At 66.3% G+C, this 23,404-nt stretch carries 28 protein-coding genes; 15 read left to right on the top strand and 13 right to left on the bottom strand.

All coding sequences use genetic code 11. The features are described from left to right. Nucleotides 1–35: 35 nt before the first annotated feature. The 3 genes from A5787_RS22390 to A5787_RS22380 form a co-directional block, all read right to left on the bottom strand. Nucleotides 36–515 carry a hypothetical protein gene (locus tag A5787_RS22390; protein ID WP_231994117.1) on the bottom strand — a complete coding sequence of 160 codons (480 nt, stop codon included), beginning with the start codon at nt 513–515 and terminating at the stop codon, nt 36–38. A 148-nt stretch (nt 516–663) separates the two neighbouring features. After that, the gene (locus A5787_RS22385) at nt 664–1,239 is read right to left on the bottom strand and encodes a twin-arginine translocation pathway signal (RefSeq protein WP_231994115.1); all 576 of its coding nucleotides are present in this window, start codon (nt 1,237–1,239) and stop codon (nt 664–666) included. After that, nucleotides 1,236–1,979, bottom strand: a complete 744-nt coding sequence (locus tag A5787_RS22380; protein WP_082977385.1) for a hypothetical protein — start codon at nt 1,977–1,979, stop codon at nt 1,236–1,238. The genes A5787_RS22385 and A5787_RS22380 overlap by 4 nt, the downstream gene beginning before the upstream one ends. Before the next feature lie 152 nt (nt 1,980–2,131). Here A5787_RS22380 and A5787_RS22375 point away from each other — a divergent pair, with 152 nt between their 5' ends. Then, nucleotides 2,132–2,548 (top strand): hypothetical protein, encoded by a 417-nt coding sequence (locus A5787_RS22375; protein ID WP_066915689.1) that lies wholly within the window; start codon nt 2,132–2,134, stop codon nt 2,546–2,548. Between the two features lie 19 nt (nt 2,549–2,567). Here the strand turns inward: A5787_RS22375 and A5787_RS22370 are convergent, their stop codons facing one another. Together A5787_RS22370 and A5787_RS22365 are read right to left on the bottom strand one after the other, a co-directional pair. Further along, nucleotides 2,568–2,858: a hypothetical protein gene (locus A5787_RS22370; RefSeq protein WP_066971081.1), complete on the bottom strand. Its 291-nt coding sequence runs from the start codon at nt 2,856–2,858 to the stop codon at nt 2,568–2,570. 57 nt (nt 2,859–2,915) lie between these two features. Beyond that, entirely contained in the window at nt 2,916–3,497 is a 582-nt protein-coding gene (locus tag A5787_RS22365) for a TetR/AcrR family transcriptional regulator (protein ID WP_066971079.1), read from the bottom strand. A gap of 106 nt (nt 3,498–3,603) precedes the next feature. On the opposite strand from A5787_RS22365, the gene A5787_RS22360 reads away from it, so the two are divergent. The 5 genes from A5787_RS22360 to A5787_RS22340 all read left to right on the top strand — a co-directional run bounded on the left by A5787_RS22360 (nt 3,604) and on the right by A5787_RS22340 (nt 7,991). Continuing rightward, nucleotides 3,604–4,383 (top strand): hypothetical protein, encoded by a 780-nt coding sequence (locus tag A5787_RS22360; protein ID WP_066971229.1) that lies wholly within the window; start codon nt 3,604–3,606, stop codon nt 4,381–4,383. Next, the gene (locus A5787_RS22355) at nt 4,380–5,195 is read left to right on the top strand and encodes a hypothetical protein (protein ID WP_066971076.1); all 816 of its coding nucleotides are present in this window, start codon (nt 4,380–4,382) and stop codon (nt 5,193–5,195) included. The genes A5787_RS22360 and A5787_RS22355 overlap by 4 nt, the downstream gene beginning before the upstream one ends. Further along, the gene (locus tag A5787_RS22350) at nt 5,195–5,782 is read left to right on the top strand and encodes a cytochrome c oxidase subunit 3 family protein (RefSeq protein ID WP_066971074.1); all 588 of its coding nucleotides are present in this window, start codon (nt 5,195–5,197) and stop codon (nt 5,780–5,782) included. The genes A5787_RS22355 and A5787_RS22350 overlap by 1 nt, the downstream gene beginning before the upstream one ends. Before the next feature lie 6 nt (nt 5,783–5,788). Continuing rightward, a complete protein-coding gene (locus A5787_RS22345; RefSeq protein ID WP_066971228.1) occupies nt 5,789–6,070 on the top strand; it encodes a cytochrome C oxidase subunit IV family protein in 282 nt (93 codons plus the stop codon). Nucleotides 6,071–6,233: 163 nt separating this feature from the next. Further along, the gene (locus A5787_RS22340; protein ID WP_066971072.1) at nt 6,234–7,991 is read left to right on the top strand and encodes a PE domain-containing protein; all 1,758 of its coding nucleotides are present in this window, start codon (nt 6,234–6,236) and stop codon (nt 7,989–7,991) included. On the opposite strand, the gene A5787_RS22335 is transcribed toward A5787_RS22340, so the two are convergent. Continuing rightward, nucleotides 7,988–9,262 carry a cytochrome P450 gene (locus A5787_RS22335; RefSeq protein WP_066971226.1) on the bottom strand — a complete coding sequence of 425 codons (1,275 nt, stop codon included), beginning with the start codon at nt 9,260–9,262 and terminating at the stop codon, nt 7,988–7,990. The two genes, A5787_RS22340 and A5787_RS22335, sit on opposite strands and share 4 nt — an antisense overlap. A 228-nt stretch (nt 9,263–9,490) precedes the next feature. Here A5787_RS22335 and A5787_RS22330 point away from each other — a divergent pair, with 228 nt between their 5' ends. After that, nucleotides 9,491–10,201, top strand: a complete 711-nt coding sequence (locus A5787_RS22330) for a TetR/AcrR family transcriptional regulator (protein WP_066971070.1) — start codon at nt 9,491–9,493, stop codon at nt 10,199–10,201. Here A5787_RS22330 and A5787_RS22325 read toward each other — a convergent pair. Then, nucleotides 10,117–10,542: a hypothetical protein gene (locus A5787_RS22325; protein ID WP_066971068.1), complete on the bottom strand. Its 426-nt coding sequence runs from the start codon at nt 10,540–10,542 to the stop codon at nt 10,117–10,119. The two genes, A5787_RS22330 and A5787_RS22325, sit on opposite strands and share 85 nt — an antisense overlap. Beyond that, the gene (locus A5787_RS22320; protein ID WP_066971066.1) at nt 10,539–11,285 is read right to left on the bottom strand and encodes an enoyl-CoA hydratase/isomerase family protein; all 747 of its coding nucleotides are present in this window, start codon (nt 11,283–11,285) and stop codon (nt 10,539–10,541) included. Before A5787_RS22320 ends, A5787_RS22325 begins: the two co-directional genes overlap by 4 nt. Before the next feature lie 115 nt (nt 11,286–11,400). Between A5787_RS22320 and A5787_RS22315 the strand changes: the two genes are divergently transcribed. The 3 genes from A5787_RS22315 (at nt 11,401) to A5787_RS22305 (ending at nt 14,556) form a co-directional block, all read left to right on the top strand. Then, on the top strand, nt 11,401–11,823 hold the full coding sequence (locus tag A5787_RS22315) for a lipoprotein LpqH (RefSeq protein ID WP_066971064.1): 423 nt from the start codon (nt 11,401–11,403) through the stop codon (nt 11,821–11,823). Nucleotides 11,824–11,914: 91 nt separating this feature from the next. Then, nucleotides 11,915–13,105: an amidohydrolase family protein gene (locus A5787_RS22310; protein ID WP_066971063.1), complete on the top strand. Its 1,191-nt coding sequence runs from the start codon at nt 11,915–11,917 to the stop codon at nt 13,103–13,105. After that, nucleotides 13,102–14,556, top strand: a complete 1,455-nt coding sequence (locus A5787_RS22305) for a FadD3 family acyl-CoA ligase (RefSeq protein WP_255361739.1) — start codon at nt 13,102–13,104, stop codon at nt 14,554–14,556. The genes A5787_RS22310 and A5787_RS22305 overlap by 4 nt, the downstream gene beginning before the upstream one ends. 52 nt (nt 14,557–14,608) lie before the next feature. Here A5787_RS22305 and A5787_RS22300 read toward each other — a convergent pair whose 3' ends face one another. From A5787_RS22300 to A5787_RS22280, 5 genes are all read right to left on the bottom strand, one after another. Beyond that, the gene (locus A5787_RS22300) at nt 14,609–15,493 is read right to left on the bottom strand and encodes an SDR family oxidoreductase (protein WP_066971059.1); all 885 of its coding nucleotides are present in this window, start codon (nt 15,491–15,493) and stop codon (nt 14,609–14,611) included. A 162-nt stretch (nt 15,494–15,655) separates the two neighbouring features. After that, entirely contained in the window at nt 15,656–16,669 is a 1,014-nt protein-coding gene (locus A5787_RS22295; protein ID WP_066971057.1) for an NAD(P)-dependent alcohol dehydrogenase, read from the bottom strand. A 34-nt stretch (nt 16,670–16,703) separates the two neighbouring features. Next, nucleotides 16,704–17,840: a 12-oxophytodienoate reductase gene (locus A5787_RS22290; RefSeq protein WP_066971055.1), complete on the bottom strand. Its 1,137-nt coding sequence runs from the start codon at nt 17,838–17,840 to the stop codon at nt 16,704–16,706. A 63-nt stretch (nt 17,841–17,903) separates the two neighbouring features. Continuing rightward, nucleotides 17,904–18,863 (bottom strand): NADP-dependent oxidoreductase, encoded by a 960-nt coding sequence (locus tag A5787_RS22285; RefSeq protein WP_066971053.1) that lies wholly within the window; start codon nt 18,861–18,863, stop codon nt 17,904–17,906. A 166-nt stretch (nt 18,864–19,029) separates the two neighbouring features. Beyond that, complete coding sequence (locus A5787_RS22280; RefSeq protein WP_066971224.1) at nt 19,030–19,623, bottom strand: TetR/AcrR family transcriptional regulator; 594 nt, start codon at nt 19,621–19,623, stop codon at nt 19,030–19,032. Nucleotides 19,624–19,746: 123 nt separating this feature from the next. Between A5787_RS22280 and A5787_RS22275 the strand changes: the two genes are divergently transcribed. Genes A5787_RS22275 through A5787_RS22255 form a run of 5 tightly spaced genes read left to right on the top strand, consistent with a single transcriptional unit; the run spans nt 19,747 to nt 23,334 of the window. After that, nucleotides 19,747–20,316 carry a carboxymuconolactone decarboxylase family protein gene (locus A5787_RS22275; RefSeq protein ID WP_066971051.1) on the top strand — a complete coding sequence of 190 codons (570 nt, stop codon included), beginning with the start codon at nt 19,747–19,749 and terminating at the stop codon, nt 20,314–20,316. Further along, nucleotides 20,313–20,912, top strand: coding sequence for a carboxymuconolactone decarboxylase family protein (locus tag A5787_RS22270; protein WP_066971048.1), 600 nt, complete (start codon nt 20,313–20,315; stop codon nt 20,910–20,912). The genes A5787_RS22275 and A5787_RS22270 overlap by 4 nt, the downstream gene beginning before the upstream one ends. A gap of 15 nt (nt 20,913–20,927) precedes the next feature. Further along, nucleotides 20,928–21,935, top strand: coding sequence for a hypothetical protein (locus A5787_RS22265; RefSeq protein WP_066971046.1), 1,008 nt, complete (start codon nt 20,928–20,930; stop codon nt 21,933–21,935). Continuing rightward, complete coding sequence (locus A5787_RS22260; protein WP_066971044.1) at nt 21,932–22,720, top strand: alpha/beta fold hydrolase; 789 nt, start codon at nt 21,932–21,934, stop codon at nt 22,718–22,720. The genes A5787_RS22265 and A5787_RS22260 overlap by 4 nt, the downstream gene beginning before the upstream one ends. Before the next feature lie 41 nt (nt 22,721–22,761). Beyond that, a complete protein-coding gene (locus A5787_RS22255) occupies nt 22,762–23,334 on the top strand; it encodes a TetR/AcrR family transcriptional regulator (protein WP_066971043.1) in 573 nt (190 codons plus the stop codon). Nucleotides 23,335–23,404: the final 70 nt, after the last annotated feature.

Below are 23,404 nucleotides of genomic sequence, written 5' to 3'. Positions count from 1 at the left end.
CGCCGGCGGCGGGCCGTCAGGTCAGCTGCGCTGGGTCAGCCTATTTGGTCCAGCCTGAACGGCTGGTCGATGTAGAGCGGCTTGTTGGTGCCGCAGGCACCGCTGGGGCCCGACGTCTGTTCCCGCCCGGCCAGGACTGACGACCCAGGCATTTTCTCACCGGTGTCCGGGTTCGCGGGATAGAAATGGATGACGTCGTGGCCGGTTAATGCGGTGCCGTCGGGACACGTTGTCCAATTCGGGATGTCGCGTTTGACGAACCAGGTGGACCCCTCGTTCATGAAAATCGGTGCGGTCCAGCCTTGGTCGCTGACGACCTGGCCGTCGCAACGGTAGGCCGTGGAGCACGACGTGGTGATCGTCCACGTGCTTCGCACCACCGGCTCCTGGTGGAACACCTCGTTCGTTCGGGCCCAGTCGCCGATCACGGTGGCGGTGAATTTGCCGTTGATGGAGGGGTCGTAGGCCCATGCCGACGGGGCCACTCCCACGCCGCCGGCCACGCCGACGGTCACCAAGGCTGCGCTAATCGCCAATTTTATCGGACGCATCATGTGCTCCTTGACGCCCTAAATACCGCCATTTTCAAGCGAATCGAATTCACAGACTAACACCGCCCCCGCACGTCACGGAATGGTTTTCCCCGATGCTCAGACGGTTCGCTCATAGAACATCGAATTTATCGATGAGCCACGATCCATTGACCTTTGCCATCTCTACCTTCACGCTGCTCGACGTCACGACCGGTTCCGGCTTCGCCTTGCTCGTGGTCTTCTGTTTTATGAAGACAAGCACTACAGCCGAATTGGGGTGCAGTTCCGACACGGCGGCCTTGACGACGCTGGCCGTCGTCGTGACTTGACCGCGTTGTGCCGATGGACCCACAACCTGGTCGACGAACCGTTGGTAGTAGGCAAGATAGTCTTCGGTGAGCCGGGATTTGGCGTTGGCGAAGTCGCGTTCGAGAGTTTCAGGCGAGTAGGACAGCAACGCCACCGCGCCATCGCTGGCGGCCTTGATGACCTGGTGCGTCGCGGCACGGTCGGTCTGCAAATCCGGACGGTAGTCGAAGTAAAAAATCCTGGCAGCGTTGCCGAGAGTAGCAATCAGCAAGAGTGTCAAAAGGATTGGGCGCCACCGCGCCAGGAGATGACGCGTCCAGCGCACGATCGCGCCGGTTCGGCGGGCGGGCGTCGGCTGCCGAGCCGCCTCGGTGGGCGCTGCGTTGTCGACCGTCACGGCACGAACTCGAGTCGCGAAATCTTCAGCTGCCCTGCGTCGCGCTGGACGGTAACGACGATCCGCATCGACCGCGATTCCGGCTTAGCCTGACCGGGTTTGGTGATCTCGGATTTCGCCGCGACCAGGACCACCGCGGAATCCTGGCTCATGGATTGCACAGCGGCGGCTTGCACCGAGCCCTTGGAGCTGACCTTCGAGTCCTCGACTGCCTTCACGGCATCCTCACCGCCCATCAGGATGCTGAGTTTGAATGTCCCGGTCGTGTCGTCGACGAAGCGCTGCAGATCTTCTCTCGCCTTGGTCGCATCGATCGTCATCATCGTCACGATGGCGTTGCGGGCGGCTGCGGCGAACTCCGAGCTGCGCTGCCTTTGCTGCTCGACGCCCCGGTGATGCCATACCAGGAACCCGCTGCCCGCCAGCGAGGCGCAGACGACCCCAACCGCCGCGATCGCGGCCGTGGCCTTTCGGCTGGGGCGGCGCGGCCGGCGGCGGCGCAATGGTGCCGAACCGGTCTCGTCGGCCCCGGCCCCGCTGTCCTGGTCGCCGGGCGCGGCCTCGACCTGCTGGCGCAATCGCATTGCGCGGGCGCGCGCGGCCTCGGCACGGGCCTCCGCCTCGGCGACTTCGGCGGCTTCTGGGATCTCTGTGACCGACGGAGGCGGCGGCGCCGACGGGGCCACCACAAGTCGATCGCGGGCGTCGGTGGCCCCAGCGGGAAGCTTGCGCCGAGGCACTGGATCACCTCCTCGTCCGCGCCTACAGGAGAGCCACATTATCACTGCCAGATGGGCACGCCGGCGGCGGCGACTGTGGGATTGGCTGCCTATCTTCTCGGACCCGGAGAATTCTATTCCCAGAGGTGGGCCAAGTAATTTAAAGTGATCCCGTGCGATTCATCGTGGCAGCGGCCGCCGCATGCTTAGGCCTCTTGCAAGGCCTCGGTGTCCTGGCGGCACCGCCGGCAAGTGCCGGGCCGGTTAATTGCGATTATCCGGACTGCACGCCGGGCATCATGCCGCACCAGGTGCTCGGTGCGCCGTGCGACAACACCACGTACTACGTTTTCGGGACCGCCGACTACTACGTGTCATTCGCCACGCAGCCGGGACGCCTGATGTTCTGCGGCTCGCCGCGGCGGTATGAGCCCCGCTGGTTCCGGTCGCCGCCGATGGCCGGCGTCAAGGTCGAGGGCTCGTCGTGCGTCGACTTCCCGGAGTACTACGTCGCGCAGGCGCCGGATGGCCTGTTCCTGGTCTGCAACGCCCATGACGGAACACAGGTTTGGGAGCGCGGCGACACCTGAGTCCGATTCGCGGCGGGACTTACGGCCGTGTGTTCGGAATTTCCGGCCAATCCTGGAAGGGGCTGGGCCCCCAGTAATCGCCGTTGTGGACCGTGCCGTCCCTGTCCCGATGGTGCGCGTCGTGACACGTGGTCGGATCCCATTGGGGACCCCATGCCGGATCGAACGGCTGGCCCGGGCACCAGTGGTATCCGACGAACGGCCAGGGCGGGTTGTCGGCGTGCGCGCCGGCTGCGGTGCCCAAGCCGGCCAGTCCCAAGCCGGTGGTGGTCATGACCGCTGCGGCAGCGAAACGCGCGACTTTGCTCATGGGAGAACCGTACCCGAGCGCGCGGGAACCCGACCAGGAAAATTGCCGGAATGGGCGTCAGTCGGCGGCGTCGATCAGCCGGCGCGTGATGCGCCCCACCTGGGCCCGCAGGGCGTCGTCGTCAATGTCTGCCACCAGGGGGGACACCACCCCGACCGCGATGGCGCCCGACAGCATTGCCGCCGCGACCCGCGCGTCCTCGGCGGCGTCGTCGAGCAGCACACGATAGAGCCGCTGGACGAATTGCTGGAACGGTTCGTGCTCGCCCAGCAACCGCACGATGACCGGATCGAACTGCAGGGTGCTCGCCGCGCCGCGGCGCTCGACGGCCACGTCGATGACCCGATCGAGCAGCACCTCCCGCGCCCTGCTCCGGTGGTCATCTGCCTCCGCGGCCTCCAGCGCCTCCTCGAGCCCCCCGAGCTCGCGCTCCGTGAGGGCGATGACGATTTGCTCCTTGGTCTTGAACTGGTGGTAGACGGCGGCTTTGGTGACCCCGATGGCGTCGGCGATCATTTGCAGCGAGGTTCCACCGACACCGTGCTCGGCGATCAACTGCAGCGAGGCGTCGAGGATGCGCGTCTGCGCGGGACTGCGCGTGATGAAGCGGAACCGGCTTCTGGTCTGGGGTGAAACCACACCGGCAGCGTAGCCGATCGGCTATTGACCGCAGATAGCCGATCGGCTAGTTTCCCTGACTAGCCGAGTGCGGCCGACCGACCTGGCGCGCTGGAAGGAGTCACCGATGACCGACGTCGGCGCTGACCGTACTCCCGGCCCTCCGCGAAAGCCGTTGCGGCGCACCGATGGCGAGCTGATCCTGTTGTGGACTCTCCCCGCGACGGTGCTGATCTGGATAGGCGCGTTCCTGCTGTTCCCCGGCTTCACGCCGCCGATGTCTCCCACGATGTCGGCAGAACAGGTTGCCGCGTTCTACCGCGATCCGGCCCACCTCCCGGAGGTCCGCTACAGCATGGTCGTGTTCAACTGGTTCGGCGTGTGCCTGGTGCCGATGCTGGCCCTGATCGTCTTGCAGATTCGCCGGATGGCGCACCGGACGCCGATCTTCTCCTACGCGATGCTGGGCTGCGTGGCCGGCGGCCCCACTCTGTTCCTCATCGCGAACGTCTGCTGGCTGCTGGCCGCCTTCCGCACCGAGCGCAGCCCGGAACTGACCCAGCTGCTCAACGACTTCGCGTGGATAACCTTCACGATTCTGGTGCCCTTCCTGATCGGGCAGAGCGTGATTCTTGCCCTGGCAATCTATTTCGACGATCAACCGCGCCCGGTCTTCAAGCGCTGGGTGGCCCATTTCAACCTTCTGGTGGCGGCCGCTTTGGTGCCCGCGGCATTCGTCGGGGTGGCCCTGACGGGCCCGCTGGCTTGGGACGGCTTGCTCTCCTTCTGGGTGAAAAACGTTGCCATTGCCGTGTGGATCGTCGTGATGGGCGTCGCTTTGGCCCAGGCAGTTTATCGGGAGCGGGCCGAATACCGCCGGGGCGGCGAAGAACTCGTCGTCGCATGAGCGCGGTGATGATGACTCCGTCGGCGTCCCCGGCCACGCCGCCGCCGGGGCCGCTGCATCGCCGGATCGGTTGGCACCTGTGGCACGGCCCCAAGCGCGAGCTGTGGCTGGCCTGGGGGGTGCTCGTCGTCTTCTACAACCTGTTCTTCCCGGTGTTCTTCATCATCGCGCAGGTCCAGCCGCCGCCGCAGCCCACCTGGGACCTCGCGACGCAGGTGCACTGGTTTCACGAACGCCACCTCGGGATCCCCGTCGGCTTCGGCGTCATCTTCGCCGTCAGCGGCATGATCGCGATCAACAACGCCCTCATCGCGTACTCGATGCGGCGAATGTCGGTCAGCCCGGCGTTCGCGTATTCGTATCTGATCATCTACTCGCTCAGCGCGGTTCCCGGCATGCTGCTGCTCAATATCGCCCTGATCGTGGGGACGCTGCGACCCGAGCGAGACCCGGAAGCGATCGGTTGGCTCTACGACTTCGCCTTCTTGTCCTTCGACGGAACCATGGGGGTTTTCCTGATCGGCTCGCTGATCTGGATGCTCGCGATCCTGCTCGACAAGAATCGGGTCTTCCCCAAGTGGTTCGGCTACCTCAACCTGTGCAATGCGCTCACCGAGGTCGTCGTGGCGCCGTGCTGGATCTTCCGCCGTGGCGTATTGGCATGGAACGGCCAGATCGCGTGGTGGCTGGACATGGTCGTATTCGGCGTCTACCAAGTCACTTTCATCGTCATGTTGTTTCGCATGATCCAGCGCGAGGACTTCGGTACCGGGCCGCTACCCGCCCTCGCCCGGAAAACGGTGGCCGCGTGATGACCGAGGTGGCCGAGAAGAGCCGACGCGCCAGGTTCGTCCCGGGCCAGCCCGATATGTGGGCCTTCGTCCTGTTCGAAACACTCGTCTTCACAGGGTATTTCGGCTTCTACCTGTTCTACCGCAGCCGAAGCCCGGAGCTCTTCCTGCACTCTCAGGAGCAGCTCGACCTGCGTATCGGGGTCTGCAACACGTTGGTCTTGTTGCTGAGTTCCTGGTCGGTGGCGCGGTGTGTCCAGTCGTCACGCGCCGGCGCGTACCGAGCGGCGCTGCGCGACGTCGTCGTCACGGCCGCATTCGCCGCTGTGTTCCTCTGCTTCAAGGTGTTCGAGTGGTACCGGTTGGTCCGCATGGGAAACGGCCTGGACAGCAACGACTTCTTCACCTACTACTTCTTCCTGACCGGGATCCATTTCGTGCACCTGCTGATCGGCTTTGTGGTGCTCGGTGTGATCGTCTACCAACTTCGAAGCCGGGCCCGCCAGGAGCGGGAGCTCCAGAAAAACATCGAAACGTGCGCCACCTATTGGCACACCGTCGACTTCCTCTGGGTACTCATCTTCGCGCTGTTGTACGTGGTGAGGTGACAGGTGATCACATTCAACAAACGGCTGTTGGTTGTTTGGGTGGTGCTGGCGTCGCTCACCTTGGGATACCTGGTGATCGATCACTCGGTGGATCGTTCGGCCGGCCCCAGCGCGGCGGTCACGTCGAGCGTCATCGTGATCGCAGTCATCAAGGTGCGCATCATCTTTCGCGAGTTCATGGAAGTCAGACAGGCGCCCGCCTTGCTGTGCCGCCTGACGGACGCCTGGGTGATACTGATCGCGGTGAGTCTGCTGGCCTGCTACTTCTCCGGAATGGCGTTCCGATAGCGCGCAAAATGTCAACGCGCTAGACGCGGGTGCCCGCTCTGTCATGGAGATATACGCCGTTTGTAACGGTTGAATAACGCTTATCTCGCGCCGACTTTGGTGATTTGTCCGCGGAAATAACATTTGCCAGATCGCGTGATACGCCGACAGGCGGGTGGCAACCATGACGTTTCTGATCGCGGCACCGGCGCTGGTGGCAGCGGCGGCCTCGGAGCTGGCCGGCATCGGTTCGACGCTCGGCGAGGCTAATGCGGTCGCCGTGGTGGGAACCACCGCCCTGATGCCCGCCGCCGGCGACGAGGTGTCGGCGGCCATCGCGTCGCTGTTCTCTACCTACGCGAAGGCCTACCAGTCGCTCAACGCGCGGGCGGCGACCTTCCATCAGCAGTTCGTGCAGGCGTTGAACGGCGCGGGGAATTCGTATGCGGCCACCGAGGCCGCCAACGCCTCACCGTTGTCGAGCCTGGAACAGGATGTGCTGGGCCTGATCAATGCGCCCACCAACGCGCTGCTGGGCCGGCCGTTGATCGGCAACGGCGCGGACGGGGCGCCGGGAACCGGCCAAAACGGCGGTCCCGGTGGGCTTTTGGTCGGCGACGGCGGCAGGGGCGGATCCGGCGCTGCCGGTAAGCCCGGCGGCCGAGGCGGCGACGCGGGACTGTTCGGCACCGGCGGCCAGGGTGGTGCCGGTGGACCCGGCACCGTCGGTGCCGCGGGCACTCCAGGCGTCAACGGCGGCAACGGAGGGGCGGGCGGCGCCGGCGGCACCGGTGGCCTCTTCTACGGAAATGGCGGTATCGGCGGCAACGGCGGTGACGGCGGCAGCGGGGCGGTCGGGGGCACCGGCGGCGCGGGCGGGGCCGGTGGCCAGGGTTCGGCAATGTTGGGCCACGCGGGGGCCAATGGCACCAAGGGCCACGATGGCACCAGCCTCGGCGGGGGCGGCGGCACGGGCGGAACCTCCTCGGGCGTGTACTCGCCCTATGTCGACGTGACGCTCTACCCCGGGCCCAACGGATACGACTTCTCGTCCGCCGGCCACGCCGGAGTCAAGGACGCCACGCTCGCCTTCATCACCGCGGACCCGAACGGTCAACCGTCCTGGGGCGGCTATTCGGCGTACGACATCAACGGCGGCTCGCAGATCTCGTACATCAACAACCAGATCGCCAACATGCACAACGCGGGCATCGCCGGGGCGATCTCCTTCGGCGGCGAGGCCGGCACGGATCTGTCCGCGGTCAATGGTCAGACCCCCACCGCGCTGGAGCAGGACTATTTGTCGGTGGTCAACACGTACAAGATCTACAACCTGGACTTCGACGTCGAAGGCGCGTTGCAGTCCAACACTCCCGCGCTGACCACGCAGGCGAAGGCGATCGCGATGCTGCAGCAGCAGGAGGCCGCCAACGGCACGCCGGTGACGGTCTCGTACACGCTTCCGGTGTTGCCCACGGGTCTGGTCGCCGGGCAGGGCGGCGGGTTGAACGTGCTGCAGATCGCGGCCGCCAACGGCGTGGACGTATCCCGCGTCAACGTCATGGCCATGGACTACGGCAACGGCTTCGACCAGGCCGGCAACCCCGGCATGGGGGTGTATGCGATCGACGCCGCGACGGCCACCCACGGCCAGTTGATGACGCTCTACCCGTCGATGACCAGCCAGCAGGTGTGGCACATGCTCGGGGTGACGCCCCTGATCGGAATCAACGACGACCCGAGCGAGATCTTCAGTCTTGCCAACGCGCAGCAGCTGACCACCTTCGCCCAGCAGAACAACATCGGCGAGCTGTCCATGTGGGAGCTCCCCCGCGACATCACGGGAACGTTGGGCGCCGTCGACGCCGTCGACGGCAGCGGAATCGCACAGACCCCGTTCGAGTTCTCCGGGATCTTCGAGCAGATCGGCAGCGGACCTTAACCCGGCGTGAAGGTCAGGTGCAGTTCGCTCAGCCCGCGCAGGATGTACGTCGGCTCGTAGGTGTACCGGCGGTCGTCGGCCGGCCCGTGTTTGACCTCGTTGATTTTGATGTCGCCCATCCGGTCCAGGATGCGTTCGATGGAGACCCGGCCCTCCACCCGGGCGAGCGGGCCGCCCGGACACGAATGCACGCCACGCGCGAACGCCATGTGCTCGCGGACGTTCTTGCGGCGGAGGTCGAACTCGTGCGGGGTGTCGAACCGCCGCGGGTCGCGGTTGGCCGCGCCCGGTAGCACCATGACGACGGTGCCGGCGGGAATGTCGATGCCGCCGACCGTGGTGGCCCTGCGGGCCAGGCGGCAGTCGCTTTTCACCGGACTGTCCATCCGCAGCGATTCCTCGATGAACCCGGGGATGAGGCTGCGGTCGTCGCGCAGCTGTTGCTGTATGTCGGGCCGGTCACCGATCACCTGGAGCGCGGCGCTGAGCAGCTTGGCGGTGGTTTCCTGCCCGGCGGCGAAAAGGAAGGTGGCGCTACGGACCACGTCGATGACTTCGGGTGTGGACCCGTCCGGGTATTTCGCCGTCGCCAACGAGGTCAGCACGTCGTTGCGCGGTTCGGACCGCCGGTCCTCGATGTAGGAGCAGAACTTGTCGTCGAGCCATTCCAGCGGGTTGATGCCGACGCTCTCATGGTCGAGGGCGCCCACCCGCGCATCGGGGCGGTCGGCGCCCAATACCACGCGGAACTCCTTGTGATCCTCCTCCGGGACGCCGAGCAGATCGGCGATCACCAAGGTGGCGAACGGCTTTGAGTATTCGCTGATGAACTCGCACTCGCCGTTGACCAGAAACTCGTCGAGCTGGCGGTCGGCGAGGCGCCACATGAACTCCTCGTTCTGCTTGAGCCGGCTCGGGGTGAGCAGTTTGGCCAGCACCGACCGGGCCTTGGTGTGGTCCGGCGGGTCCATGGTCACCATGTGCTCGTTCATCGGGAAGTAGCTGCGGTGCTCATCGATCTGGGCGCTGATGTCGTCGCCCTCGGGCTGGAAGGGCAGCGGGGGAAACGGCCCGCCGAGCGCGACGATGTTCGAGAAGGTGTCGGGATCCTTGTAGACCTCGGTGGCCTCCTCGTAGCCGGTGACCGCGACGACCCCATGATGCGGCAGCCGCAGCACCGGATTCTGGCTGCGCAGGTAGTCGAAATAGGGGTGGGGATCGGGCACCAGCGATTGATCGGTGAAGAAGTCGATCGTGTCGAAGTTGCTCATGTCGTGCATGCCTCCAAGAGCGGCTCTCGGCCGAATGATCGGTCAGCGGCGAGACTCTGCGCCGCCCGAGTCAGGTGTCCATTATCCACAAAGTGCTGAGCACTTGCTTAGCATGGCGGTATTGTCAGGGTCAAGATCGCCGCGCATGGGAGGCGCGACGATCTGGCTACGATCAGGCATGGTCGACACTGGGATGTCGCGAGTGCGTCGAGGGTATGGAGTCAAGGCATGACACCTGCTTCCGTGGCCCGCAGGATCGGGGCGCCGGACGCCAAGAACCGCGGCCTGCTGCTCGACGCGGCCGAACAGCTGATGCTCGAAGAGGGCTATGCGGCCGTCACCTCGCGTCGGCTCGCCGGCCGGGCGGGGCTGAAACCCCAACTGGTGCACTACTACTTCCGCACCATGGACGAGCTGTTCCTCGAGGTCTTCCGCCGCCGCGCCGAAGAAGGGCTGCAAGCGCAGGCGCGAGCGCTGCAATGCCCCCAGCCGCTGTGGGCGTTGTGGAGGTTCGGCACCGACCCGGGCTTCACCCGGATTTCGATGGAGTTCATGGCGCTGGCCAACCATCGCAAGGAGATGCGAGCCGAAATCGCTTACTACGCGGAACGCTTCCGCGAGGAACAACGCCTGGCGGTGGGCGCCGCCCTGCAGCGCTACGGCGCCGAGCGCGAGGACGTGCCGCCGGTGGTGTGGACGGTCCTGATGACCAGCCTGTCGCGGTTCCTGGTTCTCGAGCAGGCGGTGGGCATATCCGGCGGCCACGCCGAAACCTTGGAGCTGGTCGAGACTTACCTGCGCCGGCTGGAAGGCGAGCCGCAGCCCGTTGCAGGGATGCCGCCCACCTGGGTGGTTCACCAGGTCCGCAGCGAACAGAGCGCGCCCTTGGGTCCAACCTTGGACACGACAACCTTGCCGTCGACCGACAGGTCGCATTGAATGCCGGGGTCCCCCGGTTCGCGCCCGGTAGTGACCGTGACCATCGCCCACTGATCCGGGTTCAAGAGGTTGACCGGTTGAACCCACGGCTTACCGGGGCCGACATCGGCGTGGACCTGCGGGGTGAACGCGTATGGGTTGTGGCTGTAGTCGGAGAAGACCGTCGGGTCCTGATCCTGATAGAAGATGTCGACGTAGGCCGGGTTCCTGGACGAGACGACGTACACGACTTGGTGCCAGACCGGGTCGGCGTGCGCCCGCCCGGTGTTCACCAGCAGGCCCGTCAGCGCCATCAAGATCGCCGCGCCAACGCCCAACAGTTTCTTCGCGGTGCTCGTCATGTCGCTCCTTCGGCTGCCGGGCGCGGACTGGCGGTGCGGTTCATCACCCGTTCTGCGGCCTGCCAGTGGGCGTCGGCAACCCACAGCCGTGCAAAGGATGCTATCGCTTCATCAGGGGAAACGCCGCTGATTACCCGTTTTATCTCGGCCGCCGGATGGCGGGCCAGCGAGATTGCGACCGACCGCCAGCCTTCATCGAACGAGGCACGCGGAAACACCAGATCCACCAGGCCTATCCGCTCCGCCTCCGCGGCGTCGAGGGCGGTTCCCGTCCCCGCCAGGAGCAATGCCTTGCTCTTGCCGACAATCGCGGCCAGTCGTTCGGCGCCGCCCCACGCCGGCATGATCTCCAGCGTCACCTGATTGAAGGCGATCTTGATGTCGTCGGCGGCGACCCGGATGTCGGCGGCGACGGCGAATTCGGCGCCGCCGCCGAAGGCGTGGCCGTTGAGCGCGGCGACGACCGGCGCCGGAAACGCCGCCAGCTGATCGCAGATGGACCGCATCCGCCTGGCCATGGCCGCGGCGTCCTCTTCGGTGCGCAGCGCGCTCAGCTCCTTGAGATCACCGCCCGAGACGAAAGCCCGGTCGCCCGCGCCCTTGACGACCAAGGCGCGCGCGCCCGCCGCGGCGTCGATCGCCTTCTCCAGCTGCTCCATGGTGTCCAGCGCGATGGCATTGCGCGCGTGCGGGCGATCGATGGTGAGCACCGCCAGCCCGCCATCGAACTCGAGGTCCACCATGCGTCATCGCTCCAGGGAAAAAGCCGCGAATTACCGATATTGGCATTCTCTTTCGGGGAGAATAACATCATCGCAGCAGGTCCAGAAGTTCGTCGCCGAGGATTGAGGTGGCCAGGTGCGTAACCGAATCGTGGTGGTAGCGGCCGCGGCGCTTGCCGTGGCCGGGCTGGGCGCATGCAGCCCAAAGCCGCAGAGCCCCATCTCCAGCGCAGCGTCGGTGACCGTCAACGGAAACGACGCGAACATCCATGTGGTCAAATGCAGCCAGTTGGAGTGGTACCGGACGATCGACATCGGCGGCGATTTCGCCGGGGCCAAGGTGGTGATCGATCAGCGAGCCGAGCCGCTGACCGCCGAGTCGGTCCGCATCCAAAATCTGGGCGGGTTCACCGGTATGTACTCGGCACATGACGGCGGCAATGCGGACATGAGCCTCAGTGGCGACAAATTCACGATCACCGGCACCGCCAACGGCTACAAGACCGACAAGCCGGGCGAAGCGGCTTCCGCGACGTTCAAAATCATCGCGACCTGCTGACTAACACGGCCCGAGCCTTGAAAGGTGGGGCCCCGTTGCGGTCGTCCGCCCGTAGAGAATAGTATTCTCGTAAATTGCGAAGGAGGATTTCATGGGCCAGTTGTCGCACCGGGAGGACGTCCCGTTTCCGATCTTTGACGCGGATAACCATCTCTACGAGCCGCCGGAGGCGTTGACCAAGTTCCTGCCCAAGGAGTACAAGGACTTCGTCCAGTACGTGCAGATCAACGGCCGCACCAAGATCGCGATCCGCGGCCACATCAGCAACTACATTCCCAACCCGACCTTCGAGGTCGTCGCCCGGCCGGGCGCGTGGGAGGAATACTTCAAGTACGGCAACCCGGACGGCAAGAGCAAGCGCGAGCTGTTCGGTGAGCCGATGCGCGCGATCCCGGCGTTCTTCGAGCCAGGTCCGCGGCTGGAGAAGATGAACGAGCTGGGTCTGGACCGCACCCTGATGTTCCCGACGCTCGCCAGCCTGCTCGAGGAGCGGTTGCGCGACGACCCGGTCGCCATCCACGTCCTGATCCATGCGCTGAACGAATGGCTGGATGAGGTCTGGGGCTTCAACTACCAGAACCGGATCTTCACCACCCCGGTCATCACCCTGCCGATCGTCGAGAAGGCGATCGAGGAGCTGGAGTGGGCGGTCAAGCGCGGTGCCCGCTGCATCCTGGTCCGGCCGGCTCCCGTCCCCGGCTTCCGCGGTCCGCGGTCGTTCGCGACGCCCGAGTTCGACCCGTTCTGGGAGCGGGTCGTCGAGCACGACGTGCTGGTCGGCATGCACTCCAGCGACAGCGGCTACTCCCGGTACACCTCCGAGTGGGACGGCGCCGAGCAGGAGATGCTGCCGTTCCAGACCAATGCGATGGGCATCCTCAACGAGTGGCGGCCGATCCAGGACGCGGTGGGCTCGTGGGTGATCCACGGCGCGCTCTACCGCCACCCGAAGCTGAAGGTGGCGATCGTCGAGGCCGGTTCGAAGTGGATGACCCCGTTGCTGGACGGCCTCGCGGAGGTCTACCGCAAGGCCCCGGAAGTCTTCCCGAGCGACCCCGTCGAGATGGTCAAGAGCCGCATTCACGTCAGCCCGTTCTTCGAGGACGGCATCGACGACCTGGTCAACCTCGTCGGCGTGGACCGGGTGTTGTACGGCTCCGACTGGCCGCACCCCGAAGGGCTGGCCGAGCCGACCTTCTACGTCAACGCGCTGTCGCACCTGTCCGCCGACGACCAGGCAAAGATCATGGGCGGCAACCTCGGTCGACTCGTCACGGTGTGACGTCTAGCAGGCGGCCAATCGAACCTGAGTGGCGGACCATCCCCGAGATGGTCTTGAGCGCGGCGGACCGGTTCGGCGACGCGGAAGCCGTCGTTGACGGTCCGTTGCGCTTGACATTCACGGAAGTCGTCCAGCGGATCCGTTGCGCCGCAGGGGCTTTCGCTGACCTTGGTGTCGACAAGGGCGATCGGATCGCGATCTGGGCACCGAACTCGGCCGAGTGGATCATCGCGGCGTTCGGACTGCTCACCGCCGGCGGTGTGCTGGTGCCGGTGAACACCCGGTTCAAGACCGAGGAAGCGGGTGACGTCATCGCGCGGAGCGGCGCCAAGGCCGTCCTGGTGCAAAAAGGATTTCTGGACCAGGACTACGTTGCGCCCGCGGGGATACCGGTCATCGATGTGAAGTCCGACTTCCTTTCCGGCGGTTCCCCGTTCGAGCGGGCGGTGGACGGCACCGACATCTCGGACATCATCTTCACCTCGGGCACGACGGGGCGCCCCAAGGGCGCGATGATGAATCACGGTCAAACGTTGCGCATGTACGAGGAGTGGGCGACGCTCGCGGACCTGCGCAAGGGCGACCGGTACCTGCAGATCAACCCGTACTTCCACACGTTCGGCCTGAAGGCAGGACTCGTCACGTCCTTCCTGCGCGGCGCGACGATGCTGCCCGTAGCGCTGTTCGACGTCGACGCGGTGGTGAATCTCATTGACGGCGAAGGCATCACGATGCTGCCCGGGCCGCCGACGCTGTACCACTCCTTGCTGACGGTTCCCGACAAGTCCAGGCTTGCCACGTTGCGCGCCGGCGTCACCGGCGCCGCCGACATCCCCGTCGAGCTGGTCCGGCGCATCCATGACGAGCTGCCGTTCCAGACGTTGATGACCGGGTACGGGCTCACCGAGGCGGGCAACGTGACCTTGTCGCGGCCCGGCGACTCCTTCGAGGATGTCGCGACCACCGCCGGGCTGCCGTGCGAGGGCGTCGAGGTGCGCATCGCCGACGACGGCGAGGTGCTGGTCCGAGGCTACGGCGTCATGCAGGGCTACCTGGACGACCCGGCGGCTACTGCCGAGGCGATCGACCCCGACGGCTGGCTGCACACAGGCGATTTGGGCAACTTCGACGACGCCGGCCGGCTGCGCGTCATCGGGCGCAAGAAGGACATGTACATCGTCGGCGGGTTCAACGCGTATCCGGCCGAGATCGAGGGCTTCCTGATGAAGCACCCGGCCGTCGCGCAGGCGGCGGTCATCGGGGTGCCCGACGAGCGGCTGGGACAGGTGGGCAAGGCTTTCGTCGTCGCGAAAGGCGCGGTGGGCGCCGAGGAATTGATCGGCTGGTGCCGTGAGCGCATGGCGGGTTTCAAGGTGCCGCGCACGGTCGAGTTCCTCGAGGCGTTGCCCCTCAACGCCACGGGCAAGGTCATCAAGGACCGCCTGCGTTAGACCCGGCCGCACAAAGACGCGATCTGGGCGAGCCCCCATCGGGCAGCCGGGGTCATGTCGTGAAGTAGTGACCCTGCTCGAGGTCGGCGAGCAGCCCGGCATGAATGGGCTCCCAGCCCAGCAGGTTTCGGCTGTGCGCGCCGGACAGTGTGAGGTCGAGCGATATGAAGGGGGCGAAGGTTCCGAAGTGGTCCGCGGCCCGCTCGGCAGGGATGCTCGCGGTGGGGATACCCAGGTGGCGGCCGATGGTCTCAGCGATCTCGCGTACCGGAATGCCCTCCTCGGCCGCGGCGGGCAGCTGAGATCCGATTGGGGCGTCTTCCAGGGCGAGCCGGAAGAGCGTGCCGAGGTCGAGGGCGTGAACGGCGGGCCACCTATTGTTCCCGTCTCCGACGTAGCCGGAAACGCCTGTGCCCCGCGCGATCCCGATCAGCATCGGGACGAAACCCCGCTGATCGCGACTGCTGTGCACTACCGGCGGGATCCCCACGTTCACTGACCGCACACCGTCCTCGGCGAGCGAGGCGACCGTACGAGCGATTTCCGAGCGGGGGTTGGCGCTCAACGCCTCATCGCTGTCGGTACTGCCGCTACGCGTCACGCCGACCCCGATCGAGGTCTTGCCGGCGCCGGCCAAGGCCTGGCCGAAGGTCTGCACGACGGCCAGGTCTGCGCTTGCCGCACCGGCCAGGTCTCCGGCGGCTACCGCGGCGTGATCGAACGCGAGATGAATCACCGCGTCTGCCCCTGCGGCAGCGTCGCGCAACCCGTCGAGATCGCCGAGGGCGCCGCGAAAGACGTTGGCGCCGAGTGCTTTCACAGCATCTGCCGAGGTGTCGGACCGGGCGAGCCCGACCACCTCATGTCCGGCTCGGAGCAGCTGCGGAACCACAGCGGAGCCGATGTGGCCACTGGGTCCGGTGACGAAGACGCGCATCGTGAATCCTCCGCTGGCGTAATTCGGGCCCGAGGTTGGGACGAAGAGTGATGTGACTCGGTTCCATCACCCTAACACCGTGACGGAACCAAGTCACATCACCCGGAAAAGCGGCGCGGTGCCGGTTTCGGTGTCGGCCCCGGCGGCGAGGCATTCTCGGCCTCAGCCGACCCGGATGACCAACTTGCCGACGTGCTTGCCATCGCGCAGCCGCTCGAACGCCGATTTGGCATCTTCGAAATCGAAGACTCCGTCGATGACCGGTGTGAGGCCCGTCGCAACCACGGCACGGACGAGTGCCTGCAAGTCGGTCCGGTCGCCGACCGTGATGCTGCGCATTGTCGCGCCACTGCCCTTCAGGAGGAAATAGTCGATGCCGGGGTTGTCGTCGCTGAGGAAACCGATCAGCGTCACCTCCCCGTTCGCGGCGACCGCCCGCAACGACTGCTCGATGGTGGCGGGCCCGCCGACCTCGACGACGCGGTCCACACCGCGCCCTTCGGTCACGTCACGAACCTGCTCGCCCCACTTGGGGTTGTCGCGGTAATTGATGACCTCCGCGGCGCCGAGGGCGCGCAGTGTCTCGGCCTTTCGCGCGCTCGAGGTGGTCGCGATGACGCGGGTGCCCAAGATCTTGGCCAGTTGCAACGCGAACACCGAAACCCCACCCGAACCAAGGGTCAGCACCGTCTGGCCCGCCCGCACCGGCGTGGGTCCGCCGAGCGCGTTCCACGCCGTTACCCCGGCGCAGGGTAGCGTCGCCGCCTGTTCGTCGGGGATTGCCGCGGGGATGCCGACGACCGCTTCCCGCGAGACCACCTTGTATTCGGTGAGCCACCCGTCCTGCCCACTGCCGTAGCTGTCGGAGTTCGCGGTGGCCGGCATCGGGCCGCCGAACCACCGGGGGTGGAAGGCACTGACGACCCGGTCGCCCGGCCGGTGGTCGTCGACGCCCTCACCGGTCTCGACGACTTCGGCGGCGGCATCGCTGCACGGCACCAGGCCCGGCCTGCTGTCGCGCACGTAGCGACCCAGCGGGATTGCGATGTCCCGGTAATTCAGTGCGACAGCCTTGATGCGAAGCAGCAGTTCTCCTCGCTGCGGTGACGGGACGGGTTCGTCGCGCATCCGCAATCCGTCGAGCCCGCCGGCGCCGTCGAATCGGTACACCTGCATGGTCGAGTTCCTTTCTATCCGACAGCTTTCGATGTCAGCAGAGTGTGAGTTTGTGTCGGTGCTCGTTGTAGGGGATCAGCTCGTCGTCCCGTCCGGCGCGGACCTTGTCGACGAAGTCGAGGTTGGCCAGGGCGGCCCGGCCGATGGCGGCGATGTCGAATTCGCCGCGTTCGAATTGCTCGACGAGTGTTTGCAGTGAGGCGATGTCGGCGTGCCCGTCGGGGGTGTTGCCCTGGCCTTCAATGGTTTTGGTGAGCCCGATCGATCCCACGACGATGGTGGGCAGTCCGGTGACCTTTTTGGTCCATCCCGCCAGACTCAGTTGGCCGTCTGTGCCGCTGCGTTCGGGAAAGGCCGGCTGGTAGTGCCGGCGCGTTGACGGGTGCAAGATGTCGACACCGGCTTCGGCGAGCGGGCGCAGGAGCGCTTCCAACTCGTGCGGGCTGTTGACGAGCCTCGCGTCATACAGGTCGGCCTTCCATTGGGAGAAGCGGAAGCTGATCGGTGTCTGCGGTCCCAGTTCGGCGCGCAGCGCCGTGATCAGTTCGGCGGCAAACCGTGTCCTGTCCCGCAACGCACCCCCGTAGCGGTCATCGCGCCGGTTGGTGCGGCCCCACAGGAACAGGTCCGGTAGGTATCCATGGGCGCCGTGCACTTCGATGCCGTCGAACCCCGCCCACTGCGCGTTGCGGGCCGCCCGCACGTAGTTGCCGTAAATTCTGTCGATGTCGTTGGTAGAGAGTGGTTTCCCGACCGGTTCACCGTAGAAGTCGATTCCGGACGGACTCGCGGCCGGGACATCGGGGAACACTGCTGGGTTCGGTCCCCGGTACACCCCGGCATGGAGTAATTGCGAGAAGATCGCCGCGCCTTCGTCGTGTACTCCTTCGACCACGGTTCTCCACACCTCTTTCGCCTCGTCGCGGAAGTAGCTGGCCATATCCAGGTCCAGCGCGGTACTCGGATCGGGGATCAGTGTCGCCTCGGTGATCAGCAGGCCCATGCCGCCGGCTGCGCGCCGCCGGAAATATCCTGGGTACTCCGCGGTGGGCACCCCGTCCGGCGTGGCGTATCGGGTCATCGGGGCCAGGGCGAACCGGTTCGGCAACCGGACCGATCTCACTGTCAGTGGTGTGAGCAGGCCTGAGATGTCGACGGCGTCGTCTGCCATCGGAATTCCTCCCAATAGTCGTTCAGCGATGCAGGCAATGAGCCGCGCCGCAGGCGGCTCGAGCTACCAGGTGAGCACCAGGCGGCCGCGGAGTCCGCCGGCTTCCAGTCGCCGGTGTGCGTCGGCGGCCCGCTCGGCGGGCAGGGTGTCCGCCACACGCAGGGTCAGGGTGCCGGCTTCCGTCAGGTCGCGCAGGGTGTCGAGCACATCGGTGCGCGAGATGTGCTCGGTGACCGAAACCACGTGCCAGCGGATTGATCGCTGACTGGGGCCAACATGCTGGCGGGCCGACGTGACCGAGCCGCCGTCGCGGACGGCCGGAACGATGGCGTCGGTATAGAGCGCCGCGTCCACAACACCGTCGACCCCCGCGGGCATCACCGCGCGAATGCGTTGGGCAAGTCCGTCACCGCGGCGGACGACGACGTCTGCCCCCAATTGTTTGACGAGTGCGTCGTCGGTCTCGGCGGCGTCGGCAACCACCTGCAGCCCTTGGTATTTGGCCAATTCGATCGCGTAGCCCCCCAGGGCTCCGGCCGCACCGGTCACCGCGACGGTGCCGCCGGCGGGAACGGCGAGCGCCTCGAGCATCGCGTAGGCGGTCACGGCATTCATCAGAAGAGTGGACGCCGCAACGGTTGTGGCGTCGCTCGGCGTCCGCACCACCGACCTGGAATCGGTCACGACGTATTCGGCGTACGCGCCGACCTTGCCCATCGGGCTCAGCGTGAGTCCGATGACTCGCTCGCCAATGCCGATCGAACCACCGTCGGGGTCCTCGTCGAGAACACCGCAGAAGTCCCAGCCCGTCACGTACGGTGGATCGGGATAGCGGCCTCCCGGGAGGGTATCTGGCGGATAGTGGCGTTTCATCCATCCCGACCGTGCCGCCGTGTCGGCGGGATTGACCGCCGCCGCGTGCACGCGTACCCGGACCTGCCCGGGCCCGGCATGGGGCTCCGGTAACTCCAAGGCCCGCAGTACTTCTGGGCCACCGAACTCGGTGTAACCGATTGCTTTCATACCCACCCCCAACTACATGTGCGCGGCCGATATTCCGGCATTTCTGGAGTCTTCGCGGTATCTTTCCATCTAATTCATCTGTGGCGGAAGCTCATTGGTTCGTCGATTGCTCGGCCCATCGCGTAGAGCGATAGGTATTTATCGAAAGCTGTTCTGGTGGAAATGCTTACGCTGGTGCCGGTGAGCGCTCGGGAACGTTGAGCACCTTCTCGATGGCGGTGGGAATGTTCTCGACGGCCTCGTGTCCGCCCAGGGCCAACCGCATGAGATAGCCGGGCAGCACGCACAACAACAGGTCCGCCAAGGCGGTCGGATCGAGTTGGCCGTCGGATTGACGATGCGCGCCGGCGCTCAACGTGGCGAACGCGGAGGCGATGGCGTTGCGCAGGTGTGTCGCCAGCGTCGGGTTGCGCAGGGCTTCCGACCAGACCAACAGGGCGATCGCGGCGAAGCCATCCTCACCGTGGCGGAGGGTCACGAAGTCGAGCACCGTCGCGATGGCCGCCTGTGGGCTTGCGCCGCCCTCGATGGATTGTCCGATGACGGCGACGACCTGCTCCAGGTTGTCCGCGGCGATCGCCTCGATGACCGCGTCCTTGCTGGGGAAGTAGCGGTAGACCGCACCCGAGGACATTCCCGCTTCCTCGACCAGGTCGTGCATCGAGGCGGCGTGAAATCCGTTGCGGATGAAGCAGCGACGCGCGGCCGCCATGATGTGTGCGCGCCGCTCCGCGCGGTATTCGGGCGTGACTTTCGGCATGAACCCCAGCATAGCATAAAAAAGCACGAGCATTCGTGTTTGACAGCAAGGGACAACGGGCGCACTATAAAAAGTGAATGTTCGTTCGCGTTATCCGAGTCGACCAGCAGCGGAGGAGACGAGATGAGTGAGGCAAGCGACTTCGGCACGTTCGGGCGTTTCGTGGAGACACCGGTCGACCAGATGGACCCGGCCATGAAACAGGCCTACGAGTTCACCCGCGAGCTGCGAGGATTGGTGCCCGGTCCGCACAGGATCTGGCTGGCCAATCCGGCGTTGTCCATGACGATCGCGCCGACCGGCGCCTATTTTCAGCGGCGCTCCACGTTGAGCAAGGCCGAGATCGAGATCGCCACCCTCGTCGTCACCGCGCAATGGCGCAGCGCGTACGCCACCTACGAGCACGAGATCATTGCCGAACGCGCCGCCCGCCTCGGCCCGCGGCGGGTCGAAGCGCTCATCAGTGGATTGCCGGTGTCGTTCGACGACCCGCGAGAGCAGGTGGTCTACGAGTTGGCGTCCGCATTGGTCGCGCCGCGGGTGGTGCCGACGGGCCTGTACCGGCGCGCCAGGGACCTCTTGGGGGACGCGGGCATCGTCGACGTCGCGGTGCTGCTGGGCTGGTTCACCATGGTGTGCATGACGCTGGCCGCCTTCGACGTGCCGGCCAACGCCGGTGGGCTGGACCAGTGAGCGGCCCCGCACATGGCCTGGGTGGCCGCTTGGCCCTGGCCGACCGGGTGGCTGTCGACGGCGCGGCGCGGGAGTTGTTCGACGACATCACGACCACCGCCGTGAAATGGGCGCGGCGCAGCGGATTCGCGGCGGCCACCGTTGACGGGCGCCTGATCGGGCCGTTCAATCCGAGCCTGCTCAACCCCGGCATGTCCGCGGCATTCCTGAAACTGCAAGCGGCCGAACAGCACTGCACGTCGCTGGACGAGCGTACCCGGCAGGTGGTGATCCTCACCGTCGGTTCCGTGTGGCGCGCGCCCTACGAGCTCTACGCCCACTCCGCCGTGGCCCTTCACGCCGGACTCTCGGAGTCGGTGATCGCCGAACTGGTTGCCGGGACCGAGCCCGAGGCGCTCACCGACGAACAGAGGACCGCCCATCGCCTGGCTCGCGCGCTGTCCGCCACCCATCACGTCGACGACGCGCTGTACGACCAAGCGTCGCAACGGTTCGGGCCCGCGGGTGTCTTCGACATCACCATGCTGACCGGCATCTATCACACCGTGTGCGGCATCCTCAACGCCTTCGCGATTCCAGCGCCCGACCACCACTGACCATCGAGGACCACCATGTCTCTTCCACCCCTGCCCACCGTGACGCTTACCCCGGTGGCCCACTTTCCCCAGAAGTACTTTCTGGAGAACCTCGCGGTGCGCGCGGACGGCTCGCTGCTGATCACCGCCGTTCTTCAACGCGAACTCTGGTGGGTGCCCGCGCCCCGGTCGGGCGCGCTCGTCGAGCCGGTGCTGGTGCACAGCTTCGATCACCCGGTCACCGGGATCGTCGAGGTCGCGCCCGACGTATTCATCGTCAACCTGACCCTCGCCTACACCACCGGTGAATCCTGTCTGGCGAGAGTCGATCTCACCGACTGGGCACCCGGACGGCCCCTGTCGCCGGAGACCGTCTACGCCTTCGACGACCGGGCTCGCGGACTCAACGGCAGCTGCCTGCTCGCGCCGGGGGTTTTGGCGGTCGCCGACTGCTTCGCCGGTCTGATCTGGCGGGTCGATCTCGATCCCGACGCGCGACACGCCACCGCGCACGTGTGGCTCGCCCACGACACGATGGCCTTCGACCCCGACAGCGAGGTGCCGCCGCCCCCGCAGCCGGGGGTCAACGGCGTCCGTTACGGCTCGCGCACCGGCTACCTCTACTACACCTCCACGGCACAAAAGGTCTTCATGCGCGTCGCTGTCGACCCGACGACGCTAAACCCTGCGGAATCAGCGGAATTCGTCGCCGCGATCGACAACGCCGACGACTTCTGCCTGGACGAACAGGCCGCGTTCGCCTACGTCACCAGGCACCGCGCCAACACCATCGACCGCGTGCCGCTGCGGCCGCGGCACGGCAGCGAGGTCCGCCACATCGCCGGTGACCCCTTCGACGACATCCTGGTCGGTCCGTCCAGCGCCGCGTGGGGACGGGCGGACGGCGAGCATGGTCGGGTCGCCTACGTGACCACCGACGGCGGCACCACCGCCCCTCCCGAAGGGGTCGTTCGACGCGCCGCCGTGCTGCGCATGGAGTTGGACTTCGCCACAACAGGATTGACGGGCGGGGCGCACACATGAGCCGGCACGTCGTCGCGGCCGGGCAGGCGTCGATCGACACCCGCGTCGACGGGAACGGACCCGCCGTCGTCGTCATCCCGTCCTACGGCCGCGACGCCGGGCGCGACTTCGACGCTTTGACCGCGTCGCTGGTCGCCGCGGGGTACCGCGTGCTGCGCCCACAGCCGCGCGGCGTCGACGGCTCCTGCGGACCGATGAGCGATGTCACCTTCGCCGACATGGCGGATGATGTCGCCGGGGTGATCGACGATTTGGCCGACGGGCCCGCGGTCATCCTCGGGCACGCATTCGGTAACTTCGTCGCCCGCGCCGCGGCCGTGCACCACCCCGACAAGGTGGCCGCGGTGATCCTGGCCGCCGCGTCCGGGAGAACCGTTCCCCCGCAGATCAATTCAGCGCCCATGCGCGCCGGCGACCCCACGCTGCCCGACGCGATCCGACTGACCGCGTTGCGGCTGGCGTTCTTCGCACCCGATCACGACGCCTCGATCTGGCTCACCGGCTGGTATCCGGAAACCCTGGCGATGCAAGTGGACTGCGTGCGCCGCACAGACGTCGCACGCTATTGGGGCGCCGGAAACGCGCCGGTGTTCGAGATCATCGCCGCCCTCGACCCGTTTCACACGCGCGACGAATGGGGCGATATGCGCGCCCGCTACGGCGCTCGAGTCACCACCACTGTCATCGACGATGCCAGTCACGCCCTGTTCCCCGAACAGCCCGCTGCGGTTGCCGCCGCAGTCGTCGAGTACCTGAACGCCGTCGGCCACGCCGTCGGCCACTGAGGGCACGCAGGGAACCAAGTCACATCACCTACGATGCTGCCATGGGTCGGTGGGAGCCAAATCCCCGGGAGCGATTGGCGCGTGCGGCCCTCGAACTGTTCACCGAACACGGCTATGACGCCACCACGGTCATCGACATCGCCGAACGGGCCGGGTTGACCAAGACCACATTCTTCCGGCACTTCCCGGACAAGCGCGAGGTTCTCTTCGCCGGCCAGGACATCCACCGCCGGTTGCTCACCGACGGCATCGCCGGTGCACCCGACACGGCCACTCCGCTCGAGGCGGTCGCGGCTGGCCTCGATGCCGCCACGGCCGCGTTCACACCGGCCCAGCGCGAGTTCGGACCTCGGCTACAGGCGGTGATCTCCGCCAATAGTGAGTTGCGGGAACGCGCCGCTTTCAAGCGCGCCGACCTCGCCGTCGCCATGACTGAGGCGCTCACGAACCGCGGTATAGCTGACCCTGCGGCCTGCCTGGCCGCCGAGCTCGGGGTGTTGGCGTTTGACCGCGCCTTCGCACTCTGGTGCGATCCCGCCAACCGGCGAACGTTCACCGTGCTGGCACGTCAGGCACTGCACGAGCTCCGCGCGGCGACCGCGGTGCTCGACTGAGACCGAACGTCGCCAGCAGACAATCCGGGTCCCCTGGAACCGACCCGATGAGCGGCGTCGATGTCGGAGA

It is taken from the genome of Mycobacterium sp. 852002-50816_SCH5313054-b (genome assembly GCF_001667185.1).
In the GTDB taxonomy this organism is placed as follows: Bacteria; Actinomycetota; Actinomycetes; order Mycobacteriales; family Mycobacteriaceae; genus Mycobacterium.
The sequence above is the reverse complement of the archived record's forward strand: the minus strand, read 5'-3'. Positions and strand labels throughout refer to the sequence as shown.